Source organism: Polaribacter ponticola (assembly GCF_026191475.2).
Taxonomy (GTDB): Bacteria; Bacteroidota; Bacteroidia; order Flavobacteriales; family Flavobacteriaceae; genus Polaribacter; species Polaribacter ponticola.
Window position 1 is genome coordinate 1 of record NZ_JAOSLC020000002.1, and the last position, 25,621, is coordinate 25,621.

The 25,621-nt window shown below is 30.2% G+C and carries 23 protein-coding genes and 2 pseudogenes; 12 read left to right on the forward strand and 13 right to left on the reverse strand.

What is annotated here, in order from left to right:
• Positions 1-136: 136 nt before the first annotated feature.
• The 3 genes and pseudogenes from N5A56_RS00300 to N5A56_RS00310 all read right to left on the reverse strand — a co-directional run bounded on the left by N5A56_RS00300 (position 137) and on the right by N5A56_RS00310 (position 4,120).
• Positions 137-1,108, reverse strand: coding sequence for a transposase (locus N5A56_RS00300; RefSeq protein WP_265724304.1), 972 nt, complete (start codon positions 1,106-1,108; stop codon positions 137-139).
• 427 nt (positions 1,109-1,535) lie between these two features.
• On the reverse strand, positions 1,536-2,528 hold the full coding sequence (locus tag N5A56_RS00305; RefSeq protein WP_265724292.1) for an IS110 family RNA-guided transposase: 993 nt from the start codon (positions 2,526-2,528) through the stop codon (positions 1,536-1,538).
• A 620-nt stretch (positions 2,529-3,148) separates the two neighbouring features.
• Positions 3,149-4,120: pseudogene (locus N5A56_RS00310) on the reverse strand (IS110 family RNA-guided transposase).
• A gap of 368 nt (positions 4,121-4,488) precedes the next feature.
• Here N5A56_RS00310 and N5A56_RS00315 point away from each other — a divergent pair.
• The 3 genes from N5A56_RS00315 to N5A56_RS00325 all read left to right on the forward strand — a co-directional run bounded on the left by N5A56_RS00315 (position 4,489) and on the right by N5A56_RS00325 (position 6,129).
• On the forward strand, positions 4,489-5,310 hold the full coding sequence (locus N5A56_RS00315; RefSeq protein WP_265724303.1) for an AraC family transcriptional regulator: 822 nt from the start codon (positions 4,489-4,491) through the stop codon (positions 5,308-5,310).
• A gap of 87 nt (positions 5,311-5,397) precedes the next feature.
• Positions 5,398-5,772, forward strand: coding sequence for a VOC family protein (locus tag N5A56_RS00320; protein ID WP_265724302.1), 375 nt, complete (start codon positions 5,398-5,400; stop codon positions 5,770-5,772).
• 3 nt (positions 5,773-5,775) lie between these two features.
• Positions 5,776-6,129: a TfoX/Sxy family protein gene (locus N5A56_RS00325; protein WP_265724301.1), complete on the forward strand. Its 354-nt coding sequence runs from the start codon at positions 5,776-5,778 to the stop codon at positions 6,127-6,129.
• A gap of 170 nt (positions 6,130-6,299) precedes the next feature.
• Here N5A56_RS00325 and N5A56_RS00330 read toward each other — a convergent pair whose 3' ends face one another.
• Complete coding sequence (locus N5A56_RS00330) at positions 6,300-7,292, reverse strand: IS110 family RNA-guided transposase (protein ID WP_265724292.1); 993 nt, start codon at positions 7,290-7,292, stop codon at positions 6,300-6,302.
• Between the two features lie 195 nt (positions 7,293-7,487).
• Between N5A56_RS00330 and N5A56_RS00335 the strand changes: the two are divergent.
• Positions 7,488-8,381: pseudogene (locus tag N5A56_RS00335) on the forward strand (sulfatase-like hydrolase/transferase); the annotation flags it as partial.
• 166 nt (positions 8,382-8,547) lie between these two features.
• Here N5A56_RS00335 and N5A56_RS00340 read toward each other — a convergent pair.
• The gene (locus tag N5A56_RS00340; RefSeq protein ID WP_265724300.1) at positions 8,548-9,099 is read right to left on the reverse strand and encodes a DinB family protein; all 552 of its coding nucleotides are present in this window, start codon (positions 9,097-9,099) and stop codon (positions 8,548-8,550) included.
• Between the two features lie 53 nt (positions 9,100-9,152).
• Complete coding sequence (locus N5A56_RS00345; protein ID WP_265724299.1) at positions 9,153-9,689, reverse strand: Crp/Fnr family transcriptional regulator; 537 nt, start codon at positions 9,687-9,689, stop codon at positions 9,153-9,155.
• Between the two features lie 317 nt (positions 9,690-10,006).
• Here N5A56_RS00345 and N5A56_RS00350 point away from each other — a divergent pair, with 317 nt between their 5' ends.
• Both N5A56_RS00350 and N5A56_RS00355 read left to right on the forward strand, forming a co-directional pair.
• Entirely contained in the window at positions 10,007-10,999 is a 993-nt protein-coding gene (locus N5A56_RS00350) for an IS110 family RNA-guided transposase (RefSeq protein ID WP_265724298.1), read from the forward strand.
• A 362-nt stretch (positions 11,000-11,361) separates the two neighbouring features.
• Positions 11,362-12,333 (forward strand): transposase, encoded by a 972-nt coding sequence (locus N5A56_RS00355; protein ID WP_265724297.1) that lies wholly within the window; start codon positions 11,362-11,364, stop codon positions 12,331-12,333.
• A 161-nt stretch (positions 12,334-12,494) separates the two neighbouring features.
• On the opposite strand, the gene N5A56_RS00360 is transcribed toward N5A56_RS00355, so the two are convergent.
• The 4 genes from N5A56_RS00360 to N5A56_RS00375 all read right to left on the reverse strand — a co-directional run bounded on the left by N5A56_RS00360 (position 12,495) and on the right by N5A56_RS00375 (position 15,772).
• Entirely contained in the window at positions 12,495-12,923 is a 429-nt protein-coding gene (locus N5A56_RS00360) for a hypothetical protein (protein ID WP_274270113.1), read from the reverse strand.
• Positions 12,924-13,200: 277 nt separating this feature from the next.
• Complete coding sequence (gene hchA, locus N5A56_RS00365) at positions 13,201-14,103, reverse strand: glyoxalase III HchA (protein WP_265724295.1); 903 nt, start codon at positions 14,101-14,103, stop codon at positions 13,201-13,203.
• Positions 14,104-14,129: 26 nt separating this feature from the next.
• Complete coding sequence (locus N5A56_RS00370) at positions 14,130-15,113, reverse strand: NADP-dependent oxidoreductase (RefSeq protein WP_265724294.1); 984 nt, start codon at positions 15,111-15,113, stop codon at positions 14,130-14,132.
• An 83-nt stretch (positions 15,114-15,196) separates the two neighbouring features.
• Complete coding sequence (locus tag N5A56_RS00375) at positions 15,197-15,772, reverse strand: Crp/Fnr family transcriptional regulator (RefSeq protein WP_265724293.1); 576 nt, start codon at positions 15,770-15,772, stop codon at positions 15,197-15,199.
• Positions 15,773-16,005: 233 nt separating this feature from the next.
• Between N5A56_RS00375 and N5A56_RS00380 the strand changes: the two genes are divergently transcribed.
• Entirely contained in the window at positions 16,006-16,998 is a 993-nt protein-coding gene (locus N5A56_RS00380) for an IS110 family RNA-guided transposase (protein ID WP_265724292.1), read from the forward strand.
• Between the two features lie 8 nt (positions 16,999-17,006).
• Here N5A56_RS00380 and N5A56_RS00385 read toward each other — a convergent pair whose 3' ends face one another.
• A complete protein-coding gene (locus tag N5A56_RS00385; RefSeq protein ID WP_265724291.1) occupies positions 17,007-17,321 on the reverse strand; it encodes a sulfatase-like hydrolase/transferase in 315 nt (104 codons plus the stop codon).
• A gap of 120 nt (positions 17,322-17,441) precedes the next feature.
• Between N5A56_RS00385 and N5A56_RS00390 the strand changes: the two genes are divergently transcribed.
• The 4 genes from N5A56_RS00390 to N5A56_RS00405 all read left to right on the forward strand — a co-directional run bounded on the left by N5A56_RS00390 (position 17,442) and on the right by N5A56_RS00405 (position 19,481).
• On the forward strand, positions 17,442-18,119 hold the full coding sequence (locus N5A56_RS00390) for a tetratricopeptide repeat protein (RefSeq protein WP_265724290.1): 678 nt from the start codon (positions 17,442-17,444) through the stop codon (positions 18,117-18,119).
• Between the two features lie 82 nt (positions 18,120-18,201).
• On the forward strand, positions 18,202-18,657 hold the full coding sequence (locus tag N5A56_RS00395) for a YfiT family bacillithiol transferase (RefSeq protein ID WP_337994749.1): 456 nt from the start codon (positions 18,202-18,204) through the stop codon (positions 18,655-18,657).
• 63 nt (positions 18,658-18,720) lie between these two features.
• Positions 18,721-19,143: a nuclear transport factor 2 family protein gene (locus tag N5A56_RS00400; RefSeq protein WP_274270114.1), complete on the forward strand. Its 423-nt coding sequence runs from the start codon at positions 18,721-18,723 to the stop codon at positions 19,141-19,143.
• On the forward strand, positions 19,143-19,481 hold the full coding sequence (locus N5A56_RS00405) for a tRNA-binding protein (RefSeq protein WP_265724288.1): 339 nt from the start codon (positions 19,143-19,145) through the stop codon (positions 19,479-19,481). Before N5A56_RS00400 ends, N5A56_RS00405 begins: the two co-directional genes overlap by 1 nt.
• A gap of 111 nt (positions 19,482-19,592) precedes the next feature.
• Here N5A56_RS00405 and N5A56_RS00410 read toward each other — a convergent pair whose 3' ends face one another.
• Positions 19,593-19,751 (reverse strand): YqaE/Pmp3 family membrane protein, encoded by a 159-nt coding sequence (locus tag N5A56_RS00410; protein WP_076686390.1) that lies wholly within the window; start codon positions 19,749-19,751, stop codon positions 19,593-19,595.
• Positions 19,752-19,983: 232 nt separating this feature from the next.
• The gene (locus N5A56_RS00415) at positions 19,984-22,473 is read right to left on the reverse strand and encodes a M14 family zinc carboxypeptidase (protein WP_265724287.1); all 2,490 of its coding nucleotides are present in this window, start codon (positions 22,471-22,473) and stop codon (positions 19,984-19,986) included.
• Positions 22,474-22,664: 191 nt separating this feature from the next.
• Between N5A56_RS00415 and N5A56_RS00420 the strand changes: the two genes are divergently transcribed.
• On the forward strand, positions 22,665-25,583 hold the full coding sequence (locus N5A56_RS00420) for an FAD-binding and (Fe-S)-binding domain-containing protein (RefSeq protein WP_265724286.1): 2,919 nt from the start codon (positions 22,665-22,667) through the stop codon (positions 25,581-25,583).
• Positions 25,584-25,621: the final 38 nt, after the last annotated feature.

Consider the following 25,621-nt stretch of genomic DNA (forward strand, 5'->3'; position numbering starts at 1 on the left):
CTGAGTTAAAAACCAAACAAATTCTTCATTAAATTTAGGCAATAGTCTTCTAGCATTGTTGAAGTAGAATAAATCTCCTTTGGTCGATTTATTTCCAATTCAACAAGCTAAAATTATCATTATAACTTTTATTTTTTTATTTCACTTTTAAGACTGAAACGTGAGCTTCATCATAAGGAATTCCTGATTTAACTATCGAAAAACATTGTTTTAATAGTTTATTGGAAACTGCGATTAATGCTAGTTTTTTACTCTTTCCTTTGTTGGTTATTCGTTCAAATATTGCTGCACAACCCTTATTATGTTTATAGGCGCTAAAAGAACATAAGAAAAGTAAATTCCGTAATTTTCTATTACCAACTTTGCTTATTCTGGCTCTACCTCTTACACTGCTTCCACTTTCTCTAATTGTGGGTGTTATTCCTGCATAACTACACAATTGTGATGACGTCTCAAACTTCTTAAAACCATCTGTAACTACTATTAAAAACAACGCTGTCTTCAAACCAATACCAGGAATACTTTGCAATAGCGTCAACTGTTTTTGATGTTCTTTCTTTACTAAAGACAACAATTTATGCTCTATTCCTTTTAACTCTTTATCTAAATATTTAAGCGTTCGTTTTAGTGAACGATACACATAAGGTGATGGGATTCCTAAAACTTTTTCGCCGTGAATTTTGTTTTTTGTAGCCGTTCTTATTTTTAATTGATTATCCATCAAGCGAAACAACTGCAAACATTCACTTTGAACATCTGTAAGTGCAGTATAAAAAGGTACTTCTTGGGTTAATCCATAATTACAAATCGCTTTTGCATCAGCCTTATCCGTTTTTATCTTTGCTAATTTCATCTGTACAAATCGCTTGATAGACAAAGGATTTACAACTGAAACACAAATACCTTGCTTGTACAAAAACTGAGCAAACCTGTAATGATAATAACCTGTAGCCTCCATAACTACTAAACTATTTTTGGGTAGTAATTTGCGAAACTTTTTAAAGCCTAATTCATCATTCTTGAATTGTAAATGACCTTGTATACTACCATAACAATCGAAGACATTTTTACTAATGTCAATTCCAAAAATTTCACTATATTTATTCATAAGAAAATGTTTTATGAAAGAATAACCTACTGGAATCACAACAACTTAAAATCGAGATCTAAAGTCTCACAGAACTGAACGTAATTTTAGTAGAAAAGAGAGAGGATTATCAGTGTTGTCTGAGTCTAAACTCAACCGTATATAGTAACCTTAATTCTCTCTTTTATTCTTTCTGATTAAGTATCAAATTTATTAAAAGACAAACTTAAGACGTATATAGCTCATAGCTAATTAGTTGCTTAATCGATGTTAAGGTATATTTGGAAAGTCGCCAAATTTTTAAATTTGACGACTTTCCAATAAAAAAGATAAATAGTAAAATTTAAAAATCTGGCTTGTGCTCAATCCGAAAATAATTTTCCAATTTGCACGCTACGAGCCATATACACGACCGAAGATCAAATCCTAATAAAATTTAGTTTTTATTTTAAGCAGCATAATTTTGAAGAACAACATACGGTGTTCCTCTTTTAACTACTGCAAAAGCTCTCGCTATTAGTTTGTTTCTAACATTATTTATTGCTAACATTTTATCTTTTCCTTCTGCTAACTTTTTTTGATAATACAATTTTAGTTCGCTATCATGTTGTATTGCAGAAACACTTGCCATACTTAGTAAACTTTTCATCTTTCTATCTCCTAAATAATGACATTGTTTTCGTCTATGAATACTTGTACCAGAGCGATGCTCAAAAGGTGCAGTTCCACAATAACTGGAGAAAGCACGCCAACTTTTAAAACGTGTAAAGTTACCTGTATGATAAATTAATTGACAAGCAACCACAAGACCAATCCCTTTCATACTTTTTAATAATTCGTAGTTTTTACTCATAGAAATATCATCAAAAATTATTTCTTCAATTCTAATTTCTATTGCCTTTACTTGCTTAGATAAATAGTCAATACTTCGCTTTAAACTGATACAACCTAAATCTGTTGTAGAGCTTGTTAAAAGCTCTTTCATCTCTTTTAAAGTACCTTTTAAACCCGCGTTATTTCTAACTAACTGATCTCTTAAAGCTAACAATCTACCTAACTCTAAATGAGAGCTACTTTTAACAGTACTTGGAGTTAACTCTTCTCTGTAAAGCCAACCATATCTTGCTATTACTTGAGCATCTAGTTTATCTGTTTTCTCTTTTACAATCCCTGAAGAACGCTTAATTTTTAACGGACTTTCCTCAACATAAACTACTTTCTTACTATGCAAATAAAGCGCAAGTTTTAAGGAATAATAACCTGTATTCTCAAAACAATAAAAAACAGCACTTTCTTTTGTTGCTTGTAAAACCCATTTTAAGAGGCTTTTGTAACCAACTAAATCGTTCTTAAACTCTTTATGAACTTGGGCATGATAACAATAAGCATCAATCGTCTTTTTTGATACATCAATTCCTACTACTTCTCTGTAATTTTTCATATTTTTACAATTAGAGTGAATAAATATGTTGCAAAAACTACTTCCTTTATCGGGATTTTTTAAACCTGGTATTCCAAATGGTTCTTTGCAACTTTATAACAACAGAGGACTCGTACGTGTAAGGGAACTACAATTCTAAAACACGTTATAGTTCTCCTCTGTTATTACATAAAGATATTTATTACAAACTAAAGAAACACGTTACAAACAAGTACTCCGAAATTGTAACTCCAAATTAAATAGATTTAAAAAAAACTAAAATTATCGAATTCTTACTCCTGCGGAATTTTTGCATCAAATAGATTTCTATTATTTAAAAAGTTTATAATAAATCAAAAAAATAATCAGAATTTTTACTCTTGCGTAAAATTCATTTTCTTTCATAAGTTTTTTTTGTTTAAAATAGATAAGTCTTTAACAACATTCTGAAAAGGATCTATTCTATTTAAAATGATTATAAGCGAGTTTAAAGATGTTTTCAATTAAAAAGAAACACAATACTGACTCTTCTCTCAAAATGTGATTACTCCTACTTCAACACTCTAATATAAACGTGATCACTCTTATCTGTCGTACCAGTTTATAACAAAGTACTGTGGTAAAAAACAAGTAAAAACTCATTAATTTTGCACTAAAGTACTTTTATAGTTGTTATCATATATTAATCCTGATTTTGCAATTGCAAAAGCCTGTTTTAGTAACTTATTACATACTGCTATTAATGCTAGTTTTTTACTCTTCCCTTTGGCAACAATTCGATCATAAAGTGCCTTACAAGCTTTGTTATATTTACAAGCATTAAAACTGCACATAAATAATAAATTTCGCAGCTTTTGGTTGCCTATTTTACTAATTCTCGGACGTCCTTTTACGCTACTTCCACTTTGCCTAATAATGGGAGTTAAGCCTGCATAACTACACAACTCTTTTGCACTTGTAAATCTCTCAAATCCATCTGTTAAAACAACTAACATTAGAGCTGTCTTATCTCCTATTCCTGGTATACTTTTTAAGCTAATTAAAACTTCTTGATGCTCTTGTTTTACTAAAATTAATAATTTATCCTCTAAACTTTTCATCTGTTTTTCAAGATATTTTAAACTTTGTTTTAAAGAACTTACAACTGCTTTACTTGGTGTACCTAAAACCAATTCGCCATGAATCTTGTTTTTTAGCATTGTGCTCTGTTTTGTATAGGTAGAAAGGAGTCTAGTCATTTATAAACATTCTAATTGATGCTTTGAATTACCTTTCCATAATTTTAATTCTACTTGTTTTGCATACTCACAAATTAATCTCGAATCACTCTTATCTGTCTTAATCTTTGACAATTTCATCTGAATAAATCTTTTTACAGATAATGGATTTTCTACTGATAATTGAAAACCAGATTCTTGTAAATAATAAGCCAATTGATAATGATAATAGCCCGTGGCTTCCATTACACAATGACTATCAGAACCTAAGAGTTTTACAAGCTTTTTAAAACCTGTAATACTGTTTTTAAATTGGTAATAATTACCCCCTGAATCTGTAACATCAAAAACTAAATGACTGACGTCAATCCCAAAATATTTTGTATCTTTAATCATAAGAAAATGTTTTGTGAAAGGACAATCTACGCGAGTTTCAACGACTTAAAATCGAGGTCTAAATAGCCTCATAGAACTGTACGAAATCTGTGTAGAAAAGAGAGGGGATTTTCAATGTTGACGAAGTCTTGGCTTCTGCGTGTATAATAACCTTATTCCTCTCTTTTGTGCTTTCTGTTTATAAATCTAATTTAATGTTTTACAAACTTAAGACGTGTATAATTCATTGCTAGTTCTGGATGGATTACGAAAATTCCTGCGGAATTTCCTATTCGTTTTTTATTTGCTAAATTAGTTGCTCAAACACGCAACTAATCATACACAAACTCGTTAGCGGTCATTGAAAAAAATCTTGCAAACCCAGAACAATGCAATTAAATCCAAAAACATTTGAACCTAACCTTGATTTGACAGAGTACGTTAAACGCTACTGGACATTGGATGGAGAAAAAGAAAATACGCCTTTGAAAAATACCATTGTACCAGACGGAACAATGAAATTAATTTTCCATTATGGCGACACATATAAACATCATTCACAAGGTGGCGAAATAACAATTTTACCAAATTGCTTTTTAATTGGACAATTGACAAAGCCTTATGTGATAGAGCCAACTGGAATAACAGGTAGTTTCGTTGTGCAATTCAAGCCAAATGGCTTTTTGCCTTTTACGACAATTCCAATTAAAGAAATGGAAAATACTGCTATACCATTGGACAAATTATTTGGAGAAAAGGGTAAAAAACTTGGCGAACAAATCTTAAATGCTAACGCTACACCTACAAGAATACAAATAGTTGAGACCTTTCTATTTAAAGAATTATCCAATAAAAAAACTATTGACAATATTGTAAAATCTACAGTTGAAACAATTTTTAATACAAATGGACAATTTTCAGTAAATGAGTTTTCTACAAGTAAAAATATAAGCAGAAGGCAATTATCCCGCAAATTTTCTTCAGTTATTGGTTTAAGCCCAAAGCAACTTGCAAAGACAATTAGAATACAAGCAACTTTGAAAACCTTACTGAATAAAGAACAAGCAAGTTTAACAGATTTGGCTTATGAAAATGAATATTTTGACCAAGCACACTTCATAAAAGACTTTAAAGAGTTTACAGGTTTAACACCAAAAGAATTTTATGGAGAGGATTTAAAAATGTCATTGATTTTTGATAGCAAAAATTAGAATTGTCCCATTTTTACAATTTTACGTTTAAAACTCATCGCATATTTGCATTGCAATAAAGCAAAATAATTATTAAAACAAATAAAAATGAAAAACGTAAATCCTGTAAACTGGTTCGACATCAATGTATCAAATTTAAACAATGCCAAAGAATTCTATGAAACTGTTTTTAACATCAAACTCGTAGATTTTCCAATTGAATTCGGCAAACAATCTGGTTTCCCTTTTGACCCAAAAGGTTTAAATATAACTGGAGCATTAGTTGAAAAAGAAAACTTTGTATCAAATAGTAATAACACTATAATTTATTTTGAATCAAAAGACTGCATAACGGAGGAAAATTTAGTAGAGAAAGCAGGCGGAAAAATTATTAGACCAAAAATGTCGATTGGAGATTTTGGTTTCGTATCTATTATAATGGATAGAGATGGCAATACGATTGGACTTCACTCAAGGAAATAAATTATGACTTATGACGTAAATCTTGTTAATAGAGTTAGAGAATATATTGCCGAAATACCGAAGATAGAAGTTGAAGAAAAGGAAATGTTCAATGTTCTGAACTTTATGGTAAATGGAAAAACCTGTATTTGTATAAGCGGTCAAAACTTAATGTTGCGATTTGACCCAAAACTACAAGAGGAACTTTCGGAAAAAGATGGCTACGAAACAATGTTAATGAAAGGCAAAGAATATAAAGGCTATTGTTACATCAATCCTGATGGCTATAAGGACAGAAAAGATTTTGAATATTTTGTGAATTTGTGTTTAGAATTTAATAAAATTGCAAAATCATCAAAGAAACAAAAGGCGAACTGAAAAACAACGACCGCTAACACGGTATATAAAAAATAGCGGTTTAGGTGCTTACCTGAACCGCTTTTGTGTTTTATTAAGTATATTGCCTTGCGAAAAGTAAGTGCATTTTAATCCGCTACTTTTCATATACGTATTCCAAGATCAAATCCTAATAAAATTTAGTTTTTATTTTAAGCAGCATAATTTTGAAGAACAACATACGGTGTTCCTCTTTTAACTACTGCAAAAGCTCTCGCTATTAGTTTGTTTCTAACATTATTTATTGCTAACATTTTATCTTTTCCTTCTGCTAACTTTTTTTGATAATACAATTTTAGTTCGCTATCATGTTGTATTGCAGAAACACTTGCCATACTTAGTAAACTTTTCATCTTTCTATCTCCTAAATAATGACATTGTTTTCGTCTATGAATACTTGTACCAGAGCGATGCTCAAAAGGTGCAGTTCCACAATAACTGGAGAAAGCACGCCAACTTTTAAAACGTGTAAAGTTACCTGTATGATAAATTAATTGACAAGCAACCACAAGACCAATCCCTTTCATACTTTTTAATAATTCGTAGTTTTTACTCATAGAAATATCATCAAAAATTATTTCTTCAATTCTAATTTCTATTGCCTTTACTTGCTTAGATAAATAGTCAATACTTCGCTTTAAACTGATACAACCTAAATCTGTTGTAGAGCTTGTTAAAAGCTCTTTCATCTCTTTTAAAGTACCTTTTAAACCCGCGTTATTTCTAACTAACTGATCTCTTAAAGCTAACAATCTACCTAACTCTAAATGAGAGCTACTTTTAACAGTACTTGGAGTTAACTCTTCTCTGTAAAGCCAACCATATCTTGCTATTACTTGAGCATCTAGTTTATCTGTTTTCTCTTTTACAATCCCTGAAGAACGCTTAATTTTTAACGGACTTTCCTCAACATAAACTACTTTCTTACTATGCAAATAAAGCGCAAGTTTTAAGGAATAATAACCTGTATTCTCAAAACAATAAAAAACAGCACTTTCTTTTGTTGCTTGTAAAACCCATTTTAAGAGGCTTTTGTAACCAACTAAATCGTTCTTAAACTCTTTATGAACTTGGGCATGATAACAATAAGCATCAATCGTCTTTTTTGATACATCAATTCCTACTACTTCTCTGTAATTTTTCATATTTTTACAATTAGAGTGAATAAATATGTTGCAAAAACTACTTCCTTTATCGGGATTTTTAAACCTGGTATTCCAAATGGTTCTTTGCAACTTTATAACAACAGAGGACTCGTACGTGTAAGGGAACTACAATTCTAAAACACGTTATAGTTCTCCTCTGTTATTACATAAAGATATTTATTACAAACTAAAGAAACACGTTCTTCTATTATTACAGGAAAATATGGTAATAGTACAGGTGTAATAGAAGTAGGAGATATTATTTCTATAGCAGAAATATCATTGCAGAAATATATTAATAATGAAACGAATAACGCCTATGCTACAGCAATTATAGGTAAATGGCATATTTCTAATGATGTAAATGATCCTGCAATTATGGGAATAGATTATTATGCAGGCATTCTTAATGGTGGTATTCCAGATTATTATAATTGGAGTGTTGTAGAAAATGGAATAAGCGCAAATACAACAGAATATGCAACTACAAAATTAACAGACTTAGCCATAGATTGGGTTTCATTACAAACTAAACCTTGGTTTTTATGGTTATCATACAACGCTCCACATACACCTTATCATTTAGCACCTACAAATTTACATTCTCAGGGGAGTTTAGCTACAGATGCTGCCTCAATAGAAGCAAATACATTGCCTTATTATTTATCTGCATTAGAAGCTTTAGATACAGAAATGGGAAGATTGTTAAATAGTTTATCCCTAGAAGAAAAAGCCAATACTACAGTTCTATTTATTGGAGACAATGGATCTCCAAACAAAGTAGCGCAAGGGCCATATACTAGGTTTACTGTTAAAGGGAGTTTGTATCAAGGAGGTATAAATGTACCTATGGTAGTTTCTGGAAATGGTATTAATAGAATGGGCGCTAAGGAAGAAGCTTTAATAAATACAACAGATTTTTTTACTACTATTGCAAATCTTGCAGGAGCTTCTTCAACAGAAATACATAATAGTAAAAGTTTTTATTCTCTGTTTACAGATGAAAATGCAAAAAAAGAAATTATGTATATTCTGAAAAAAAGATGCGTATACAATTCGAAATACTACATACAAATACATAAAATTTGATAATGGAACAGAAGAGTTATATAATCTTTCTCTTGATGCTTATGAGAATTCTAATTTAATGATGAATACTTTAAGCACAGAAGCAAATACAGCAAAAAATAATTTAATATTAGAAGCTACTAGAATTAGAAATTAAAATAACTCTCTTATTTTTTTGAAGTGTTATTTATTTCATTTTTGCAAGTACCTTTTCTGCTTGTACTAAATGTCTTTCGTTATGATAAATAACAACTCTAAAAGTATCTCCTATTTTTAATTTAATTAATTTAGAGATACTAATTGCTGTTTTTGTTTTGTTTAAATCTATTTTTCGAGATAATTCTAAAAGATTTAAAGTTTGTTTTTGTTGCTCAATAAAGCGATCAATAGTAGTTTTTTGTAATTCACTGCCAGCAGGATTTTTATCATTAAACGTTTTCATTTTGTTTAATTTCTCTTTCGGTAACATACTTTTTGCAAAATAATTACCTAAAATTCCCGATTTAAAATCCTTTTTAGAATTAGTTTTAGAGCTTTCAATTCTCTTTTTAAGTTCTGGTATATAAAAATCGCCATACAAATTTAAGTGCTCTATACATTCTAAAACACTCCAACTGTCTTTTTCTTCTTTCCAATTCAGTTTCTCAATTGATTGTGTGTTCAGTTTTTCGGCTTTATTAATATGTATCCTTGTTCTTTCTATTAAATCTTGAATTAACTTCTCAGATGCTATTGTCATTTTATTTTTTATACAAAAATCGAAAATGTTCTTCTCTAAAACATTGATTTGGATTAAGATTTTTTTATTCTAGATAATGTTTCTGGTGTCATTCTTAAATAAGAAGCAATATATTTGTTTGGAATTTCTTGAAATAATTGCGGGCTTCTGGCTAAAACTCTTTTATACCTTTCTAAAGGGGAAGAAGTTAAAATATCTCGTTCTCTTTCCATTTGCTGAAAAATTAAATCACCAAGCATTAATTGCCAAATCTTGGTGTTCTCTGCAGAACTCTCTACAAAGTTCATAAAAGTACTTTTTTTAATAACTTTTAATTCCGATTTTTTAATAGCTTGTATATATAAATCCGAAGGTTTTTCGCTAATAAAAGAATCTAAAGCCGCTATAAGGTTATTTTTGTAACCAAACCGTATTATGTTTTCTTCGAACTCTTCTAAAACATAAATTCTTAAACTTCCGCTAATAACAAAATACAAGTTAGTGTCAATACTACCTTTTACTTTTAAATATTCTTTACGATTTAAAGATAGAGAATTTTCCCATAAACCCTGTTCTTCAATTTTTTCTAGAATGGTTTTTATTGGGTTCATTTTTTTAGGATGTTTTTAAAGTACCTAATTTATAAAAAATAAATGTAGCGTTTGTAATTTTTGATTTTTTGTGCAAAAATAAATTACTTCTATATTTTTGATATGTCGATTTCGAACGTGTTTCTTTAGTTTGTAATAAATATCTTTATGTAATAACAGAGGAGAACTATAACGTGTTTTAGAATTGTAGTTCCCTTACACGTACGAGTCCTCTGTTGTTATAAAGTTGCAAAGAACCATTTGGAATACCAGGTTTAAAAAATCCCGATAAAGGAAGTAGTTTTTGCAACATATTTATTCACTCTAATTGTAAAAATATGAAAAATTACAGAGAAGTAGTAGGAATTGATGTATCAAAAAAGACGATTGATGCTTATTGTTATCATGCCCAAGTTCATAAAGAGTTTAAGAACGATATAACAGGTTACAAAAGCCTCTTAAAATGGGTTATAAAAGAGACAAAAAAAAGTGCTGTTTTTTATTGTTTTGAGAATACAGGTTATTATTCCTTAAAACTTTCGCTTTATTTGCATAGTAAGAAAGTAGTTTATGTTGAGGAAAGTCCGTTAAAAATTAAGCGTTCTTCAGGGATTGTAAAAGAGAAAACAGATAAACTAGATGCTCAAGTAATAGCAAGATATGGTTGGCTTTACAGAGAAGAGTTAACTCCAAGTACTGTTAAAAGTAGCTCTCATTTAGAGTTAGGTAGATTGTTAGCTTTAAGAGATCAGTTAGTTAGAAATAACGCGGGTTTAAAAGGTACTTTAAAAGAAATGAAAGTACTTTTAACAAGCTCTACAACAGATTTAGGTTGTATCAGTTTAAAGCGAAGTATTGACTATTTATCTAAGCAAGTAAAGGCAATAGAAATTAGAATTGAAGAAATAATTTTTGATGATATTTCTATGAGTAAAAACTACGAATTATTAAAAAGTATGAAAGGGATTGGTCTTGTGGTTGCTTGTCAATTAATTTATCATACAGGTAACTTTACACGTTTTAAAAGTTGGCGTGCTTTCTCCAGTTATTGTGGAACTGCACCTTTTGAGCATCGCTCTGGTACAAGTATTCATAGACGAAAACAATGTCATTATTTAGGAGATAGAAAGATGAAAAGTTTACTAAGTATGGCAAGTGTTTCTGCAATACAACATGATAGCGAACTAAAATTGTATTATCAAAAAAAGTTAGCAGAAGGAAAAGATAAAATGTTAGCAATAAATAATGTTAGAAACAAACTAATAGCGAGAGCTTTTGCAGTAGTTAAAAGAGGAACACCGTATGTTGTTCTTCAAAATTATGCTGCTTAAAACAAAAACTAAATTTTATTAGGATTTGATCTTGGAATACGTATATGGTTTGTTGCGTGTTTCAAGCAACTAATTTAATAAATAATTACCGACCAAGAAAGTCCGCGAGGACTTTCGTAAGTAGGCTAAAACTAGCAATAAATTATATACGGCTTAAGTTTGTCTTTTAATAAATTTGATACTTAATCAGAAAGAATAAAAGAGAGAATTAAGGTTACTATATACGGTTGAGTTTAGACTCAGACAACACTGATAATCCTCTCTCTTTTCTACTAAAATTACGTTCAGTTCTGTGAGACTTTAGATCTCGATTTTAAGTTGTTGTGATTCCAGTAGGTTATTCTTTCATAAAACATTTTCTTATGAATAAATATAGTGAAATTTTTGGAATTGACATTAGTAAAAATGTCTTCGATTGTTATGGTAGTATACAAGGTCATTTACAATTCAAGAATGATGAATTAGGCTTTAAAAAGTTTCGCAAATTACTACCCAAAAATAGTTTAGTAGTTATGGAGGCTACAGGTTATTATCATTACAGGTTTGCTCAGTTTTTGTACAAGCAAGGTATTTGTGTTTCAGTTGTAAATCCTTTGTCTATCAAGCGATTTGTACAGATGAAATTAGCAAAGATAAAAACGGATAAGGCTGATGCAAAAGCGATTTGTAATTATGGATTAACCCAAGAAGTACCTTTTTATACTGCACTTACAGATGTTCAAAGTGAATGTTTGCAGTTGTTTCGCTTGATGGATAATCAATTAAAAATAAGAACGGCTACAAAAAACAAAATTCACGGCGAAAAAGTTTTAGGAATCCCATCACCTTATGTGTATCGTTCACTAAAACGAACGCTTAAATATTTAGATAAAGAGTTAAAAGGAATAGAGCATAAATTGTTGTCTTTAGTAAAGAAAGAACATCAAAAACAGTTGACGCTATTGCAAAGTATTCCTGGTATTGGTTTGAATACAGCGTTGTTTTTAATAGTAGTTACAGATGGTTTTAAGAAGTTTGAGACGTCATCACAATTGTGTAGTTATGCAGGAATAACACCCACAATTAGAGAAAGTGGAAGCAGTGTAAGAGGTAGAGCCAGAATAAGCAAAGTTGGTAATAGAAAATTACGGAATTTACTTTTCTTATGTTCTTTTAGCGCCTATAAACATAATAAGGGTTGTGCAGCAATATTTGAACGAATAACCAACAAAGGAAAGAGTAAAAAACTAGCATTAATCGCAGTTTCCAATAAACTATTAAAACAATGTTTTTCGATAGTTAAATCAGGAATTCCTTATGATGAAGCTCACGTTTCAGTCTTAAAAGTGAAATAAAAAAATAAAAGTTATAATGATAATTTTAGCTTGTTGAATTGGAAATAAATCGACCAAAGGAGATTTATTCTACTTCAACAATGCTAGAAGACTATTGCCTAAATTTAATGAAGAATTTGTTTGGTTTTTAACTCAGTTCTTTGTTAGCCACTGGCTTTATTTCAATTCAATTTTTTTAATAAAATTCTTAAATTTTCTTTATTTGTTTCTGTTGGATTATACTCAAACGATATTCCGCAATTATTTCCACTACCTGAAGGTGATCCCCATTCAATTAGGTTTTCATTCTCGTCATAAAAATTAAATACTCCATCTATTCCTCCAGATTCCCATCTTCCTTTTTTCCATAAACCAACTCCAGGAATAGTGTCAAACTCATACGTTCCATTTCTTTTTAATGTTAGAAATCTCTCTTTGTCATATAATCCGTTTCTTTTCAAGAATTTCGTTGATTTAATTTTATGAGTTGAATAAACTCCAACAAAATCTTCAGATATATTTTCATTAGAATTAGGAATTATAACTTTATACCAAAATTGAATTATTCCATAACAAAAAACAGGAATCATTAATAGAACTATTCCAGTCATTTTCAGTTTTCTTGATTTTCTAATTAGTCCAATTAATAATACTATTATCGAAATAATAAATCCGATTATTCCGATAAAGGATAAAATCATAAATATTATACTTTCTATCATTATTTTTTGAGTTGAGTGAGTGCTTGTGCCTAACGGCCTTGTATAAGAGCAGTAGCGGATTAAAATGCAATTACTTTTCAGATAGCAAGATACTTAATTAAAACAAAAAGCGGTCTGAGAATACTCCCAAACCGCTATTGCTTTTATACCTTGTTGTAAGTAGTTTTTAATTGAGCTCTTTCAATAAAGTTTTAGCTGCAAGTTTTCCTAATTCATTTGATGCTAAGGGACTTGCACCAGTTATAAGTTTTCTATCTACACAGACAGTGTTATCAGATTCGGTATTCACTATGGTTGCACCTAAGTTTTTTAATCTTTCACTCACACCGTTTTTCATGTGTCCTGGTAAATATCCTATCATTGGAGTCATTTCATCCACAGCATCTGGAAATACCGCCATTTTGTATCCATCGTAGAGAAATTTTTGATTATCCAGCGTGGTAGATAATAATGCTCCTGGTCCATGACAAAGCGTAATGGTGAATAAATCACTTTGATGTGCCCAATTCAATACCTTACTTACGTTTTTATCTTCTGGAATACCAATCATTGCACCATGTCCGCCTGGCACAAATACAGCAGCATAAGAACTATCATTCGCAAATGAATTAGCGATAAAGTCTGTCAACTTTTTCGGCTGCTCAAAATTCGTTTTGTACTCATTGTAAATAACTTTCACATTCTCGTCTTCATTAGGGAAAGCCCACATTTCGAATACAACAGGTTTACCAGTAGGAGTTACGATTTCAAAATCAAACCCTGCATTTTTAAGGTGTAACATTGGTAAAAGTGCTTCCACGGGATGATTTCCTGTAGAAAAGAATTTACCATTTTTCATCTCCAAGTTTTTTTGCTCAGTGAAAATCACCAAAACCTTAGTTCTCGCTCCTTGGTATTTCGTGTACTTAATGTCTTCAAAGTCTGTTACAGAAACAGTTCCTAAATTCAATGCTAAACTTGATGGACTATATGAACCATCATCTTCTAGCGTAGGTCGTGACATAAAGTAGATTACTATGATTGCAAGTACAATTACACTCGCTAGTCCAATTAATATTTTTTTTATCATGATTTTAATTTTTATTAGAATAATACTTAACTGATTTTAATTACTATTTTACCTTTTGCTCTTCCTGACGAAAGGTGTGTGAATGCATCAACACTCTCTGAAAAGGAATATATTTTATCAATAATTGGTTTGATTTTTTCATCTTCAACCAATGATTTTATTTCATTTAAATGGGCACCATTTGGGTGCATGAAGATGAATTTGTACTCAGCGTTTTTTTCACTGCTTGCGTTAGCCAATTCTTTTGGTAATTTATAATCGGCCATGCCGAACATTTTCGCACTCGCTTCATCCAAAGGACCAACAACACTAACCACTATTCCACCTTGTTTTACAACTTCAAAAGATTCAAGCGAATAGTTTTGACCAAGAGTATCAAACACGATATCTACATCTTTGGCTATGCTTTTGTAATCCTCCGTTTTGTAGTCGATTACTCTGTCTGCGCCAAGCTCTTTCACCCATTGTACATTATTTGTGCTTGTTGTGGTATAAACATAAGCTCCTTTAGCTTTAGCATATTGAATAGCGAAACTTCCAACACCTCCAGAACCAGCATGAATAAGAACTTTATGGTTCTCTTTTATACCTGCGTACTCCAAAGATTGCAAAGCAGTAAGTCCTGCCAATGGTAAACTTGCCGCTTCTTCGAAAGAAATGTTACCAGGTTTTTTTGAAACAGCATCACTAGTTACAGCAACAAATTCAGCCAATGTACCCATTTGTTCTTGCGGAACTCTTGAATAAACCAAGTCTCCAATTTCAAAATTACTTACTTCATTTCCTGTTTCTACAACAATTCCACTTAGGTCATAAGCAGAAGTGCTTGGCAATGGTATTGGGAGCATACCTTGGAGGTTTCCAAGAATAATACTCTTGTCTATAGGGTTAATGGCAGCAGCCTTAACTTCAATAAGTACATCATTTGCTTGAACTGTAGGTTTGTTAACTTCATTAATGGCTAGACTGTCTTTAATCTCACCGTATTTTACTATTTGTAATGCTTTCATATCTGTATCGATTTATTTAATCCTTAATTCGTTACAAAAATAGGATGAGCATTCCAGAGAAAATTTACCCTATGGTAAGAAAGCTATTTTTTTACTTTTTCTACTCTAATACGACTCAAGCTTTGTTGAGTGATGCCTAGATAAGATGCGATATGAAAATTTCGAGTATGCTGCTCTATGTCGGGATATTGTTTTAAGAATAAATCATACCTCTTTGCAGCACTTAATTGTAGTTGATTTAAGATACGCTTTTGCAAACTAACTACATGACGCTCTAAATTATGTCTTTGATAAGATTCAAATTCAGGAAAACGTGAATGAATTCCATCTAGTTCTTTGGCGTTGAATTCTATAACTGTCGATTCGGTAAGACATTCTACTGTTAATGTTGCAAGTTCATTAGTGTGAATAGCTATATAATCGCTTATCCACCAATCTTTAATAGCAAAAAGTAAGGTGTGTTCCTTTCCGTTTTTATCAATACAGTAAGATCTTAGGCAACCTGATGTAACAAAGAATGTCTTCTTTACAATTTGTCCTTGGCGAATTAAAACTTCTCCTTTAGAATGTGTTTTTTCTTTCGAAATGGAATAAAGAAACTTTTCAGCCTCAGGTCTTAAGTGCAGTCTTGTTTTTATTTTATCGATTAAATCTTCCAATTCTTAATTATAGTGGTATTAATTACTTACAACGTGTTTCTTTAGTTTGTAATAAATATCTTTATGTAATAACAGAGGAGAACTATAACGTGTTTTAGAATTGTAGTTCCCTTACACGTACGAGTCCTCTGTTGTTATAAAGTTGCAAAGAACCATTTGGAATACCAGGTTTAAAAAATCCCGATAAAGGAAGTAGTTTTTGCAACATATTTATTCACTCTAATTGTAAAAATATGAAAAATTACAGAGAAGTAGTAGGAATTGATGTATCAAAAAAGACGATTGATGCTTATTGTTATCATGCCCAAGTTCATAAAGAGTTTAAGAACGATTTAGTTGGTTACAAAAGCCTCTTAAAATGGGTTTTACAAGCAACAAAAGAAAGTGCTGTTTTTTATTGTTTTGAGAATACAGGTTATTATTCCTTAAAACTTGCGCTTTATTTGCATAGTAAGAAAGTAGTTTATGTTGAGGAAAGTCCGTTAAAAATTAAGCGTTCTTCAGGGATTGTAAAAGAGAAAACAGATAAACTAGATGCTCAAGTAATAGCAAGATATGGTTGGCTTTACAGAGAAGAGTTAACTCCAAGTACTGTTAAAAGTAGCTCTCATTTAGAGTTAGGTAGATTGTTAGCTTTAAGAGATCAGTTAGTTAGAAATAACGCGGGTTTAAAAGGTACTTTAAAAGAGATGAAAGAGCTTTTAACAAGCTCTACAACAGATTTAGGTTGTATCAGTTTAAAGCGAAGTATTGACTATTTATCTAAGCAAGTAAAGGCAATAGAAATTAGAATTGAAGAAATAATTTTTGATGATATTTCTATGAGTAAAAACTACGAATTATTAAAAAGTATGAAAGGGATTGGTCTTGTGGTTGCTTGTCAATTAATTTATCATACAGGTAACTTTACACGTTTTAAAAGTTGGCGTGCTTTCTCCAGTTATTGTGGAACTGCACCTTTTGAGCATCGCTCTGGTACAAGTATTCATAGACGAAAACAATGTCATTATTTAGGAGATAGAAAGATGAAAAGTTTACTAAGTATGGCAAGTGTTTCTGCAATACAACATGATAGCGAACTAAAATTGTATTATCAAAAAAAGTTAGCAGAAGGAAAAGATAAAATGTTAGCAATAAATAATGTTAGAAACAAACTAATAGCGAGAGCTTTTGCAGTAGTTAAAAGAGGAACACCGTATGTTGTTCTTCAAAATTATGCTGCTTAAAATAAAAACTAAATTTTATTAGGATTTGATCTTGGAATACGAGTACATACAGAATAAGACCAAGCATTATTAAAAGTTATACCTTTACTCATTAAACTTTCTAAATTAGGCATATTTGCTTTTATGCTACCTTCTGTATAATTAGCAATTGCATCTTTACTAACATCATCTGCTATTACTAATAAAATATTTGGTTTTGAAGTAATTATTGGCACATCAATTTCATCTTCATTGTCTATAATCTCATCTATAATTTCTGGAGACGAACTACAACCAATTAGAAAAATGCTTACTAATAGTATCTTAAATATTGATATTTTCATTAATTATATTTTTTACCTTAGACCCAAGTATTTGTTAATAGTTTTATTTAACATAAAATTTTTGTAACAAAAACTGTAAATTAGTCGTCTAAAATATAGAATCATTTTAGAAAATCAACCATGAAAAAATTATTACCCACTTTATCATTACTAGTTTTATTAATTAGTTGTACTTCTCAAAAAAACTCTAAAGAATTTATAAAAGAAACTTCTGGACGCTATTTATTTAATGCTAATGAAGTTTTAGAAATATATTTTAAAGAAGAAAAACTACACGCAAAATGGCGAGGAAATAACGATATTGAGTTGTTAAAAGTAAATGATAGTTCTTTTTATATGAAAGAACTAAACGAAAAAATGGTTTTTGTAAAAGATCCTCAAATGCATATAGAATTAACTCCTAAAACAGAACACGAAGGCATTCTTTATCATTTTAAAAAAATGAATGAAGATGAAAAAACCCCTAGCGAATATTTTAAAGCTAAAGAATTTAATAAAGCCTTAGCTGCATTTTTATTGATTAAAAAGAAAGATTCTTTAAACTCTATTATAAGAGAAAGTAAATTTAATAGTTTAGGCTATGAATTTATGAGAAAAAAAGATTTTATTTCTGCTATAGAAATCTTTAAAATAAATGTTGCGCTACACCCAAAAAGTTCAAATGTATTTGATAGTTTAGGAGAAGCTTACCTAAAAAATAACGATACTATTAATGCCATCGATAACTTTAAAAAAGCTTTAGCTATTAATTCTGAAAATAGAAGTGCTAAAAGATATTTAAAGAAGATTACACAATAAAAAATGACTCTAGAAAAATTAAAATATCCAATAGGACAAGCAAATATACCTACCACAATTACAAAAAAATATCGAAGATTGGATTACTGTACTCGATACTTTTCCACAAAATCTAGAATTTTTAACTCGTAAATTATCCGACTATCAATTAGATACTCCTTATAGAGATGGAGGTTGGTCTATTAGACAAGTTGTACATCATTGTTATGATAGCCATCATAATTCTTATTTACGTTTTAAATGGGCTTTAACCGAAGACAATCCTGTAATTAAAGCATATTATGAAGAGAGATGGGCAGAATTACACGATTCTAAATCTGCTCCTATATTTTTATCTATAGATGCTTTAAAAGCACTTCACTCTAAATGGGTTTACCTTTTAAAAAACTTAACAAGTTTAGAATTAGAAAAATCTTTCATCCATCCATCTAGTAATGAAATTGTGGGTTTAAAAGATAATATTGGAATTTATGCTTGGCATTGCAATCATCATTTTGCACATATAGAACAATTAATGATTCGAAAAGGTTGGAAATAAATTTATCAACTTTTTTTAACTTCAAAAATTAAAATAAATGAAAATTAAAATCTTTTTTTAATATTGTTTCTTAGTGTATTTAGTTCTTCTAAAACACACGCTCAAAAGACAACTAAAACCGATTTAGAACAAATTACTGAAACTCTAACTCACTATATAGAAGGTACTGCAAACGGAGAACCAGATCGTTTAAAAATAGCTTTTCATCCAGATTTTAATTTATATACAATTCGTAGAGATAGTTTATGGATAAGATCTGGAGAGCAATATATTTCTAAAATAAAAAAAGGAAGAAAATCTAACCGAGTTGGTAGAATTATTTCTATCGATTATGAAAACAATGCAGCTAGCGCAAAAGCAGAAATTATAATTCCGAATTGGAGGGTTTATACAGATTACTTTTTACTATTAAAATATGAAGGAAGTTGGAAAATTGTACAGAAATCATATTCTTTCAGAACTTATTCTAATGAAAATAAAAAATAATGAATTCAGAAATTACATTTGAAGATTTTTTAAAAGTTGATATTAGAATAGGAACAATAATAGAAGTCAATGATTTTCCAAAAGCCAGAAAGCCTGCATATCAATTAAAAGTAGATTTTGGAGATTTAGGCATTAAAAAATCGAGTGCTCAAATAACAGATTTATATACTAAAGAAGAACTATTAAACAAACAAATTTCTGCTATAGTAAACTTTAAACCTAGACAAATTGCAAACTTTATGAGCGAAGTTTTAGTAATTGGTGTTTATAATACAGATGGTAATGTTGTTTTATTACAGGTTTCTAAAACTATAAAAAACGGAGAACAAATTTCTTAAGGTCATTACGAACAACAATGAAGTAATCTGTAAATATAAAACTCACTACATCTATTATGAGATTGCCACATCAAGTAAAAAAACTCGATTCGCAAAGACAAATTCGTTTTTTTAATTCTTAGGATTATTCAAAATCACTAACGCTCCAATAACTCCAGGAATCCATCCACAAAGTGTTAGTAAAAAAATTATAAAGAAAGAACCACAACCTTTGTCTATTACAGAAAGTGGCGGAAAAATAATAGCAAATAAAACTCTAAAGAAACTCATTTATGTATTTAGTTGGTTACACATATAAGACGTTTAACAACTACTTTTGTTACAAAAGTAAGTTTCAAAGTTGCAAAACTTGATTATGAAACCTTGCAACTTTAAAAATCTTCTCGATACAATTTTTATAAAAAATTAAAATCACTCAAAACATATCGTGTTATAAAAACGGACATTGTAACTCAAAAACTTTGAAACTTTGAAACTTTGAAACTTTGAAACTTAAAGAAACCTACATTTTATCACCAAAGAAAACAGCATTCATTAACAACTTATTTGTACCAAACCAAAAAGCTCTAAAATTGGTGTTGTCTGTAAAAACAATAACTCTACCTCTTCCCATTCTCTGTACTTTAAATGGAACAGTGTTTTTAATAACCTTAGCATTTTCTTTAGAAATATAACCACTCAGTAACGGGTTAGATGTGTATTGTATGGGATTGTTATAGCTATTTTTATCGGCTTTTATAAATAGTGTAGAATTTCTAAACAAGGCAATTTTATCGTTCTTATACCCAAAACTTATGGGATGAGACCTATCTAAATCAGCTTCAAAAATTGCTCCACCAATATATTGAGCACCAAACTGCAAAGATTTATTTTCGAAAGACACGTTTTTTATTGAATCTATTTTAGCCTTTTCAAATTGTAGGTTAACCATTTTATTGCTTGCTAACCATTTTGCGGTGTTTTTATAACCAACTAAAACACCACCGTTTTTAACCCAAGTTTTTAATTTATTAATAGCAGACTTTTCTATACTACTACTCGGTATTATAATATGCGTGTATTTCTGAAGATTTATTCTTGTAAAATAACTCATATCTAAACGTGTTATATTCATATCGAAACGTTGGTCAAACAAATGCCAAATTTCTCCTGAATCATTACCAGCAATTCCGTTACCAACTAACATGGCTACTTTTGGTATTGTTATTGGTTTAAAATTATTAGAACCTAAATCTATTCCTTCGTTTAAACCTGTATTTACAGCCGCAATTTTTAAATTACTTTCTTCTGCAATTTTTTGTAGGAATTGATATAATTCTGAAGCGTCTAATTTTTGATTTTGCACCGGAATAAAAACAGTTCCGTATTCATAAGAAGCACCACCGTTTTTAAAATTTTTCATCGAAACTTTTGCTCTAATTCCTTTTTGTAAAATTGTGTTTAAGGCTTTTGGTGCATAATATTCATTCCAAGGCATTAAATAACCATAATCACTTTTAAAAGAAATAGTACCAGCATTCAATTTTAATTCTGTAATCTCATCTCCTGCTTTAGAAAGCGATATGTTTTCTGCATAATCAACTCCAAATGCATGATTAAAAGTCCATGCAGAAACATCATAAAATAAACTGTCTTTAAATTTTGTTCTTACATCAAACATCGCTTTTACCAATCGTTGATTTTTCTGATTCATAGGAACTACATAACTATAGCCCTTTTTAAAATTTTTACCGTTCTTAGTAAAATCAGACTTAACATCATACATTTTTACTTGATGACGTTTTAATACTTCTGCCAAATGGAAACTTTTTGCAGCATCTTTTTCATCACCAAAAACAATAGCTTGTTTAACACCTGTATTTCTAGATTCTTTGTAAAAATCTTGTTGGTATTTTAAGATTTTTACACGCATACTTTTTGCTGCTTCTAAAGTAGATAATGCTGCTGTAAACTGGTTTCTAATGGTAAAAGGGAATGTTAAAATTCCGTTAGTAGTTTCTTGTGCATGACCTCTAGAACTTGCTTGTTCAAACAAAATTCCAATACTTCCATTAATATCCGGAAACGTAGATCCTTTACCGTAATAAAAATCATCGAAACTTTCTTCTGAATAATATAAAGAACCTATTTTATCTAACGCTTTTGCATGATATGTTGCAATTTCTTTGGTTAAATCTTGGTTCATTTGTGGGGTTAACGGATTTGTTCTACTCGGAATACCAGGTTGAAAAAAGAAACTAGAATTAGATCCCATTTCATGATGATCTGTTAAAATATTTGGCAACCATTTATGAAAACTTGCTATACGTGCTTTACTTTCTGGCAACTGAACAGGCAACCAATCTCTATTCATATCAAACTGATAATGATTAGTTCTACCTCTTGGCCAAATCTCTGTATATTCTCTATCGTTAGGGTCTGGATTTATGTTTTTACTCCTATTGGTATTTGCCCAATATGCAAAACGTTGCAAACCATCTGGATTAAAAGAAGGATCAAAAAGAATAACTGTATTTTTTAATAGATCTTTTATATTTTCTGCTGCTGCTAAATAATAAGCAACTGCTAAAGCTGCATTAGAACCACTTGCTTCATTACCATGAATAGAAAATCCTTGATACACTACAATAGGATTTTTAGATACATCTATAGAACTATCGTTTGTAGCATCTATATGTTCTTGTTTTATTTTATTAATATTTTTATGATTTTCTGGTGCTGTAATTGTTAATAACAACAAAGGTCTATCTTCATAAGTTTTACCTCTATTTTCTATAGAAATTCTATCTGATGAAGCTGCCAAAACTTTCATATATTCTACTAATTTATCGTGTGTAATATGCCACTCTCCTACCTCATGACCAATTACAGATTTTGGCGTTGGTATGTTTTTATTATAAGTAGTATTTTGAGGTAAATAATAAGATAAATCAACTTTTTGAGCTGAAATTGAAAAAGTTACAAATAAGAAAAGTAGTAGTATTTTTTTCATGTAAAATATAATATTGGTTATTTCACAAATATAGGAATTCAAAAATGCTAAACTGGAACTTTAACATTGATTCAATAACTTTTCAATCTATTTTTTATCAATTCTATAAAAATGAACAAACTCCTTACCTATTTTCTTTTAATGATAATATTATGCTGATATTTGTTTACTTAGATAAATTTAGTGTTTAGATGATTAATACCGCTACTTTACAAAACCTACACAACTCACTTTCTGGTGATGTTCTTTTTGATAATTTGCATAAAACTTTTTATGCTACAGATGCCTCTGTGTATAAAAAAATTCCTTTAGCAGTTGCTTTTCCTAAGGATGAAAAAGACATTATTAAATTAATTGAATTTGCTAATAAAAACAGCATCACTTTAATACCAAGAACTGCAGGAACTTCTTTAGCAGGACAATGTGTTGGAGATGGTATTGTGGTAGATGTTTCTAAACATTTTACAAGTATTATTTCTTTTGATGAACAAGCAAAAACAATTACCCTACAACCAGGAATTGTAAGAGATTCTTTAAACGTTTTCTTAAAACCTTATGGTTTGTTTTTTGGCCCAAATACATCAACATCAAATAGATGCATGATTGGTGGCATGGTAGGTAACAATTCATCTGGAAGTACATCAATAAAATACGGTGTTACTCGTGATAAGGTTTTAAGCATTGATGCTATTTTGAGTGATGGTAGCACAGCTACTTTTAACGAAATTTCATCAGCTGAATTCATCAAAAAAACAAAAGAGAATACTCAAGAAGGAAAAATTTATAAGTCAATTTTTGAAGAATTATCTTCTGTAGAAAATCAGCAAGAAATAAAAAATGAGTTTCCAAAGCCAGAAATTCATAGAAGATGTACAGGTTATGCTGTTGATGAGTTTTTAACTTCAGATTTATTTGGAGGAACTTCTCCAACCATAAACGTTGCAAAATTATTATCTGGTAGCGAAGGTACTTTGGCTTTTTCAACAGCAATAACTTTACAATTAGATGCTGTTGCGCCAAAAGAAAGCATTATGGTTTGTACCCATTTTAAGAGTATAAACGAAAGTTTAAAAGCGACTGTAATTGCCATGAATCACAATTTATATAATTGTGAATTAATGGACAAAACCATTTTAGATTGTACTAAAAATCATCCAGATTTAGCAAAAAATAGATTCTTTTTACAAGGAGATCCAGAAGCGGTTTTAATGTTAGAAGTTTCTGCCAATACTATTGAAGAAACAGAAATTTTAGCAGATAAATTAATAGCAGATTTAGAAAAAAACAATTTTGGGTATCATCATCCTAAAGTATATGGTTCTGATATTGCAAAAGTGCATTATTTGCGTAAAGCTGGTTTAGGTGCTTTGGCAAATATTGTTGGAGATAAAAAAGCGGTTGCATGTATAGAAGATACTGCTGTTGCTTTAGAAGATTTACCTAATTACATTGAAGAGTTTACCAAAATAATGGATAAATATCAGCAAAATGCTGTGTATTATGCGCATGCTGGAGCTGGTGAATTACATTTACGTCCTATTTTAAATATCAAGAAAAAAGAAGATGTTGTGTTGTTTAGAAAAATAACTACTGAAACGGCTCAGTTAGTAAAAAAATACAAAGGTTCTTTTTCTGGAGAACATGGAGACGGAATTGTACGTGCAGAGTTTATTCCGTTAATGATTGGTGATAAAAATTATCAACTTTTAAGAAGAATAAAAAAAGCATTTGACCCTAATAATGTTTTTAACCAAGGTAAAATTACGGATGCTTTTGCTATGGATGAAAGCCTACGTTATGAAGTTGATAGAGAAGAACCTATAATTAAAACGTTGCAAGATTTCTCTAAAGATGAAGGTATTTTAAAACTCGCAGAAAAATGTAATGGTTCTGGAGATTGTAGAAAACCTGTAGAAGCTGGTGGAACTTTATGCCCAAGTTATAGAGCCACAAAAGATGAAAAAGACACTACAAGAGCAAGAGCCAATACTTTACGAGATGTTTTAACCAATAATACAGCTGTAAATAAATTTGATTCTAAAGAACTAAAGAAGGTTTTAGACCTTTGTTTAAGTTGTAAAGCTTGTGCTACAGAATGCCCAAGTAATGTAGATATTGCAAGTATGAAAGCAGAGTTTTTGTATCAATATCAAGAAACAAATGGCTATTCATTTAGAAGTAAAATGTTTGCCAATAATGTTAAATACAACAAATTAGGAAGTAAATTCCCTGCAATTACAAACTTTTTTACCAATACAACAATTGCTAAAAAAGTACTTGGTGTTGCTGTTGAACGCTCTGTTCCTAAATTAGCAAATCAGACTTTAGATAATTGGTTAAAGAAAAGAAATGTCACTTCGTGCGCAGTCGAGAAGTCTTCTAAAAAAGCGGTGTATTTATTTAATGATGAATTTACCAATTATTACGATGCAGAAATAGGTAAAGACGCTGTTATTCTATTAGAAAAATTAGGCTATGAAGTTAAAAATATAAATCACGAAGAAAGTGGTAGAAGTCATATTTCGAAAGGTTTTTTAAGAGAGGCGAAAGAAATCTGTAATACAAATATTGCTATTTTTAAAAATTTAATTACAGATAATATTCCTTTAGTTGGTGTAGAACCTTCTGCAATATTAACTTTTAGAGACGAATATTTAAGGTTAGCTGATGATAAAACATCCGCAGAAAAAATTGCGAAAAACAGTTTTACTTTCGAAGAATTTTTAGCCAAAGAAATTAAAAAAGAAAACATTGATAAAGGTCTTTTTACATCAGAAAAAAAGACATTAAAAATTCATGGGCATTGTCATCAAAAAGCATTGTCTGGTACAATTGCTAGTTTTGAGATGTTAAATCTGCCAGAAAATTATTCTGTAACGATTATGAATACTGGTTGTTGTGGAATGGCGGGTTCTTTTGGATATGAAAAAGAACACTATAAAGTTTCTATGCAAGTAGGTGAAGATACGTTGTTTCCAAAAGTTAGAAATTGTAGTGAAGACACAGAACTTGTTGCTGCAGGAACAAGTTGTAGACATCAAATTTATGACGGAACAAAGCGTATTGCAAAACACCCAATTACGTTATTAAGAGAGGCTCTTTTAAAATAAGTTAATTTAAAAACTTTAATTAAATAAAAAAGTATCGT

Excerpts from the sequence above, each read along its gene's own strand:
- N5A56_RS00420 (WP_265724286.1), top strand. The coding sequence starts at position 22,665 with ATGATTAATACCGCTACTTTACAAAACCTACACAACTCACTTTCTGGT.
- N5A56_RS00410 (WP_076686390.1), bottom strand. The coding sequence starts at position 19,751 with ATGAGTTTCTTTAGAGTTTTATTTGCTATTATTTTTCCGCCACTTTCT.
- N5A56_RS00345 (WP_265724299.1), bottom strand. The coding sequence starts at position 9,689 with ATGAACCCAATAAAAACCATTCTAGAAAAAATTGAAGAACAGGGTTTA.
- N5A56_RS00305 (WP_265724292.1), bottom strand. The coding sequence starts at position 2,528 with ATGAAAAATTACAGAGAAGTAGTAGGAATTGATGTATCAAAAAAGACG.
- N5A56_RS00390 (WP_265724290.1), top strand. The coding sequence starts at position 17,442 with ATGAAAAAATTATTACCCACTTTATCATTACTAGTTTTATTAATTAGT.
- N5A56_RS00405 (WP_265724288.1), top strand. The coding sequence starts at position 19,143 with ATGAATTCAGAAATTACATTTGAAGATTTTTTAAAAGTTGATATTAGA.
- N5A56_RS00370 (WP_265724294.1), bottom strand. The coding sequence starts at position 15,113 with ATGAAAGCATTACAAATAGTAAAATACGGTGAGATTAAAGACAGTCTA.
- N5A56_RS00330 (WP_265724292.1), bottom strand. The coding sequence starts at position 7,292 with ATGAAAAATTACAGAGAAGTAGTAGGAATTGATGTATCAAAAAAGACG.
- N5A56_RS00315 (WP_265724303.1), top strand. The coding sequence starts at position 4,489 with ATGCAATTAAATCCAAAAACATTTGAACCTAACCTTGATTTGACAGAG.
- N5A56_RS00325 (WP_265724301.1), top strand. The coding sequence starts at position 5,776 with ATGACTTATGACGTAAATCTTGTTAATAGAGTTAGAGAATATATTGCC.
- N5A56_RS00415 (WP_265724287.1), bottom strand. The coding sequence starts at position 22,473 with ATGAAAAAAATACTACTACTTTTCTTATTTGTAACTTTTTCAATTTCA.
- N5A56_RS00355 (WP_265724297.1), top strand. The coding sequence starts at position 11,362 with ATGAATAAATATAGTGAAATTTTTGGAATTGACATTAGTAAAAATGTC.
- N5A56_RS00360 (WP_274270113.1), bottom strand. The coding sequence starts at position 12,923 with ATGACTGGAATAGTTCTATTAATGATTCCTGTTTTTTGTTATGGAATA.
- hchA (WP_265724295.1), bottom strand. The coding sequence starts at position 14,103 with ATGATAAAAAAAATATTAATTGGACTAGCGAGTGTAATTGTACTTGCA.
- N5A56_RS00340 (WP_265724300.1), bottom strand. The coding sequence starts at position 9,099 with ATGACAATAGCATCTGAGAAGTTAATTCAAGATTTAATAGAAAGAACA.
- N5A56_RS00350 (WP_265724298.1), top strand. The coding sequence starts at position 10,007 with ATGAAAAATTACAGAGAAGTAGTAGGAATTGATGTATCAAAAAAGACG.
- N5A56_RS00320 (WP_265724302.1), top strand. The coding sequence starts at position 5,398 with ATGAAAAACGTAAATCCTGTAAACTGGTTCGACATCAATGTATCAAAT.
- N5A56_RS00300 (WP_265724304.1), bottom strand. The coding sequence starts at position 1,108 with ATGAATAAATATAGTGAAATTTTTGGAATTGACATTAGTAAAAATGTC.
- N5A56_RS00380 (WP_265724292.1), top strand. The coding sequence starts at position 16,006 with ATGAAAAATTACAGAGAAGTAGTAGGAATTGATGTATCAAAAAAGACG.
- N5A56_RS00385 (WP_265724291.1), bottom strand. The coding sequence starts at position 17,321 with ATGAAAATATCAATATTTAAGATACTATTAGTAAGCATTTTTCTAATT.